Genomic DNA, 4,410 nt, shown 5'->3' with positions numbered 1-4,410 from the left:
TGCTCGGATTGGGGGTTTGGGATAGGTGCTTGACGATGACCTACTCTCACATGGGGAAACCCCACACTACCATCGGCGATGCGTCGTTTCACTACTGAGTTCGGGATGGGATCAGGTGGTTCCAACGCTCTATGGTCGTCAAGCAATTCGGTTGGGAAGTCGCGGTTTAGGCGCTTTCCCGAATTGGGTATGTGATTGGTTTGCGAGTTCTTGCAAATTTTCGGTTTGTCGACTTCACCGTCTGACACGCAAACATCAAATTGTTTGGGTGTTATATGGTCAAGCCTCACGGGCAATTAGTATCGGTTAGCTCAACGCCTCACAGCGCTTACACACCCGACCTATCAACGTCGTAGTCTTCGACGGCCCTTCAGGGGGATCGAGTCCCCAGTGAGATCTCATCTTGAGGCGAGTTTCCCGCTTAGATGCTTTCAGCGGTTATCTCTTCCGAACATAGCTACCCGGCAGTGCCACTGGCGTGACAACCGGAACACCAGAGGTTCGTCCACTCCGGTCCTCTCGTACTAGGAGCAGCCCCTCTCAAATCTCAAACGTCCACGGCAGATAGGGACCGAACTGTCTCACGACGTTCTAAACCCAGCTCGCGTACCACTTTAAATGGCGAACAGCCATACCCTTGGGACCGGCTTCAGCCCCAGGATGTGATGAGCCGACATCGAGGTGCCAAACACCGCCGTCGATATGAACTCTTGGGCGGTATCAGCCTGTTATCCCCGGAGTACCTTTTATCCGTTGAGCGATGGCCCTTCCATACAGAACCACCGGATCACTAAGACCTACTTTCGTACCTGCTCGACGTGTCTGTCTCGCAGTCAAGCGCGCTTTTGCCTTTATACTCTGCGAATGATTTCCGACCATTCTGAGCGCACCTTCGTACTCCTCCGTTACTCTTTAGGAGGAGACCGCCCCAGTCAAACTGCCCACCATACACTGTCCTCGATCCGGATAACGGACCAGAGTTAGAACCTCAAGCATGCCAGGGTGGTATTTCAAGGATGGCTCCACGCGAACTGGCGTCCACGCTTCAAAGCCTCCCACCTATCCTACACAAGCAGGCTCAAAGTCCAGTGCAAAGCTACAGTAAAGGTTCACGGGGTCTTTCCGTCTAGCCGCGGATACACTGCATCTTCACAGCGATTTCAATTTCACTGAGTCTCGGGTGGAGACAGCGCCGCCATCGTTACGCCATTCGTGCAGGTCGGAACTTACCCGACAAGGAATTTCGCTACCTTAGGACCGTTATAGTTACGGCCGCCGTTTACCGGGGCTTCGATCAAGAGCTTCGCTTTCGCTAACCCCATCAATTAACCTTCCGGCACCGGGCAGGCGTCACACCCTATACGTCCACTTTCGTGTTTGCAGAGTGCTGTGTTTTTAATAAACAGTCGCAGCGGCCTGGTATCTTCGACCGGCATGGGCTTACGGAGTAAATCCTTCACCCTCACCGGCGCACCTTCTCCCGAAGTTACGGTGCCATTTTGCCTAGTTCCTTCACCCGAGTTCTCTCAAGCGCCTTGGTATTCTCTACCCGACCACCTGTGTCGGTTTGGGGTACGGTTCCTAGTTACCTGAAGCTTAGAGGCTTTTCCTGGAAGCATGGCATCAACCACTTCGCATTCTAAAAGAACGCTCGTCATCAGCTCTCGGCCTTGAACACCCGGATTTGCCTAAGTGTTCGGCCTACCACCTTAAACAAGGACAACCAACGCCTTGCTGGCCTAGCCTTCTCCGTCCCCCCATCGCAGTAACTAGAAGTACGGGAATATTAACCCGTTTCCCATCGACTACGCTTTTCAGCCTCGCCTTAGGGACCGACTCACCCTGCGTCGATTAACGTTGCGCAGGAACCCTTGGTCTTTCGGCGTGGGTGTTTTTCACACCCATTGTCGTTACTCATGTCAGCATTCGCACTTCTGATACCTCCAGCAAGCTTCTCAACTCACCTTCACAGGCTTACAGAACGCTCCTCTACCGCTCGTCTTACGACGAACCCGTAGCTTCGGTGTGTAGTTTGAGCCCCGTTACATCTTCCGCGCAGGCCGACTCGACTAGTGAGCTATTACGCTTTCTTTAAAGGGTGGCTGCTTCTAAGCCAACCTCCTAGCTGTCTAAGCCTTCCCACATCGTTTCCCACTTAACTACAACTTTGGGACCTTAGCTGACGGTCTGGGTTGTTTCCCTTTTCACGACGGACGTTAGCACCCGCCGTGTGTCTCCCACGCTGACACTTCCAGGTATTCGGAGTTTGCATCGGTTTGGTAAGTCGGGATGACCCCCTAGCCGAAACAGTGCTCTACCCCCTGGAGTGATACGTGAGGCGCTACCTAAATAGCTTTCGAGGAGAACCAGCTATCTCCGAGCTTGATTAGCCTTTCACTCCGATCCACAAGTCATCCGCTACCTTTTCAACGGGAGTCGGTTCGGTCCTCCAGTCAGTGTTACCTAACCTTCAACCTGCTCATGGATAGATCGCCCGGTTTCGGGTCTATTCCCAGCGACTAAACGCCCTATTAAGACTCGCTTTCGCTACGCCTCCCCTAGTCGGTTAAGCTCGCCACTGAAAATAAGTCGCTGACCCATTATACAAAAGGTACGCAGTCACCTAACTAAGTAGGCTCCCACTGCTTGTACGCATACGGTTTCAGGTTCTATTTCACTCCCCTCTCCGGGGTTCTTTTCGCCTTTCCCTCACGGTACTGGTTCACTATCGGTCAGTCAGTAGTATTTAGCCTTGGAGGATGGTCCCCCCATATTCAGACAAAGTTTCTCGTGCTCCGTCCTACTCGATTTCACTTCTAAGACCCTTTCGTATACGGGGCTATCACCCACTATGGCCGCACTTTCCAGAGCGTTCTACTAAAGTCAAAGAAGCTTAAGGGCTAATCCCCGTTCGCTCGCCACTACTAAGGGAATCTCGGTTGATTTCTGTTCCTCAGGGTACTTAGATGTTTCAGTTCCCCTGGTTCGCCTCTTGTACCTATGGATTCAGTACAAGATACCCAGCTTATGCTGAGTGGGTTCCCCCATTCAGAGATCTCCGGATCACAGTCTGTTTGCCGACTCCCCGAAGCTTATCGCAGGCTACCACGTCTTTCATCGCCTCTGACTGCCAAGGCATCCACCGTATGCGCTTCTTCACTTGACCATATAACCCCAAGCAATCTGGTTACTGTCTCTAACGTGAAGACGACATTCGCCGAAAACTTGCGCTTGAACTCGCAAATTTACCTTGACGTGATCGATTGCCAGTGAAAACAATCAATCAGTCTACTTCTATCACATACCCAAATTTTTAAAGAACGGTTCTGGCGCAAAGTCCAGAACTCAACATCCCTTCCGCAGCTTACGCCGCAGCAGATGCTCAGTTCTGAGCTTTCAGCGATTCGAGTTTTATGGTGGAGCCAAGGAGGATCGAACTCCTGACCTCCTGCGTGCAAAGCAGGCGCTCTCCCAGCTGAGCTATGGCCCCTTCGATTGGTGGGTCTGGGCAGATTCGAACTGCCGACCTCACCCTTATCAGGGGTGCGCTCTAACCAACTGAGCTACAGACCCAATCGTATAACTCTCGGGTCAAAACCCAATCGCTTTTCGCAAGTGAATCAAGCAATTCGTGTGGGTACTTATGAAGAAGACGGTGTCTTCGATTAAGGAGGTGATCCAGCCGCAGGTTCCCCTACGGCTACCTTGTTACGACTTCACCCCAGTCATGAATCACTCCGTGGTAACCGTCCCCCCGAAGGTTAGACTAGCTACTTCTGGAGCAACCCACTCCCATGGTGTGACGGGCGGTGTGTACAAGGCCCGGGAACGTATTCACCGCGACATTCTGATTCGCGATTACTAGCGATTCCGACTTCACGCAGTCGAGTTGCAGACTGCGATCCGGACTACGATCGGTTTTCTGGGATTAGCTCCACCTCGCGGCTTGGCAACCCTCTGTACCGACCATTGTAGCACGTGTGTAGCCCTGGCCGTAAGGGCCATGATGACTTGACGTCATCCCCACCTTCCTCCGGTTTGTCACCGGCAGTCTCCTTAGAGTGCCCACCCGAGGTGCTGGTAACTAAGGACAAGGGTTGCGCTCGTTACGGGACTTAACCCAACATCTCACGACACGAGCTGACGACAGCCATGCAGCACCTGTCTCTGCGCTCCCGAAGGCACCCTCTCATCTCTGAAAGGTTCGCAGGATGTCAAGGCCAGGTAAGGTTCTTCGCGTTGCTTCGAATTAAACCACATGCTCCACCGCTTGTGCGGGCCCCCGTCAATTCATTTGAGTTTTAACCTTGCGGCCGTACTCCCCAGGCGGTCGACTTAATGCGTTAGCTGCGCCACTAAAATCTCAAGGATTCCAACGGCTAGTCGACATCGTTTACGGCGTGGACTACC

The 4,410-nt window shown here is 52.8% G+C and carries 2 tRNA genes and 3 rRNA genes; all 5 read right to left on the bottom strand.

Annotated elements, in window-relative coordinates:
* Positions 1–27: 27 nt before the first annotated feature.
* Positions 28–143, bottom strand: a 5S ribosomal RNA gene (gene rrf / locus BZL41_RS00125).
* Between the two features lie 132 nt (positions 144–275).
* Positions 276–3,166: ribosomal RNA gene (locus BZL41_RS00120) — 23S ribosomal RNA — on the bottom strand.
* A gap of 248 nt (positions 3,167–3,414) precedes the next feature.
* Positions 3,415–3,490: transfer RNA gene (locus tag BZL41_RS00115), tRNA-Ala, on the bottom strand.
* 6 nt (positions 3,491–3,496) lie between these two features.
* Positions 3,497–3,573, bottom strand: a tRNA-Ile gene (locus BZL41_RS00110).
* Positions 3,574–3,666: 93 nt separating this feature from the next.
* Positions 3,667–4,410, bottom strand: a 16S ribosomal RNA gene (locus BZL41_RS00105); the annotation flags it as partial.

This window comes from Pseudomonas sp. PIC25 (genome assembly GCF_002286785.1).
GTDB lineage: Bacteria > Pseudomonadota > Gammaproteobacteria > Pseudomonadales > Pseudomonadaceae > Pseudomonas_M.
Note: the sequence above shows the minus strand (reverse complement) of the source record. Positions and strands in the feature narration are given on the sequence as shown.